We start from the raw sequence: 911 nt of genomic DNA, 5'->3' as shown, positions 1-911 counted from the left end.
GGGCAGCGTAGCCCTGTCGTTGGGTGGTCTGGGTCTGCTGGCTCTGAAGCTGCGGCGTCGCCGCTGAGCCGGGCAAAGGCCCTCGCGGCCACAGCCCGCCGATGCGAAACTTGCGCGATGCAAGTCGCATTGGCACATGGCTGAGGTCACTGAACTGCTGCGCGGTGTGGCGGCGGGCGAGCCCGGCGCCGCCGACCAGCTCTACAGCCTGCTCTACCCTGAGCTGAGCCGGCTTGCCCGGCGCCATTTGCACGCAGTGGGCCCCGTCACCCTGGACCCGCCCGCGCTCATCCACGAGCTGTGGCTGCGCACACGCGGCATGGTGGTGCCGGCCTATCGCGCGCAGTTTTTCGCCCTAGCCAGCCGCGTCATGCGAAGCGTGGTGGTGGATCAGTTGCGCCGCCGCCATGCCGACAAGCGCGGTGGCGGGGTGGCCGAGGTGACGCTGAACACGTCGGCCCTGCTGGAGTTCGCCGCGACACCCGAGGGCGAGCCGGTGACCTCGCCATCGTCGCAGGCTGCGCAAGGCATGGACCCGATTCGCCTCGACGAGGCCTTGAACGCACTCGCGGCCATCGACGAGCGCGCCCACCGGGTGGTCGAGATGCGCTTCTACGGCGGCATGACCCAGGACGAGATTGCCGATTTGCTGGGCGTCTCAGTCCCGACCGTCAAGCGCGACTGGCGCCGGGCGCGCGCCTTCCTGTTCGAGCAACTCAGGGGATGAACACCGAACGCGCCAGCATCGGGCCCTGGCGCGACGCCATGGCCTTGTTCGACGCCTGGCTCGACGCCGATGCCAGCGAACGGGCCGAGCTGTTGGCGCAGGCCCAGGCCGACACGGTGCAGCACCAAAAACTGCTCGCGCTGATTGCTGCCGACGCGTCTGCCGAGATGCAGCAGTTCATGCC

Annotated in this window: 2 protein-coding genes; both read left to right on the top strand. The window is 69.0% G+C overall.

Annotated features, from left to right (window positions below; translation table 11 throughout):
- Nucleotides 1-136: 136 nt before the first annotated feature.
- Complete coding sequence (locus ACXJKR_RS33625) at nucleotides 137-727, top strand: ECF-type sigma factor (RefSeq protein WP_457326558.1); 591 nt, start codon at nucleotides 137-139, stop codon at nucleotides 725-727.
- Nucleotides 724-911, top strand: a 188-nt coding sequence (locus ACXJKR_RS33620) for a hypothetical protein (RefSeq protein WP_457326557.1), incomplete at its 3' end; no start/stop codon positions are given. The genes ACXJKR_RS33625 and ACXJKR_RS33620, both read left to right, overlap by 4 nt.

The organism is Roseateles sp. P5_E11 (genome assembly GCF_054049355.1).
Note: the sequence above shows the minus strand (reverse complement) of the source record. Positions and strands in the feature narration are given on the sequence as shown.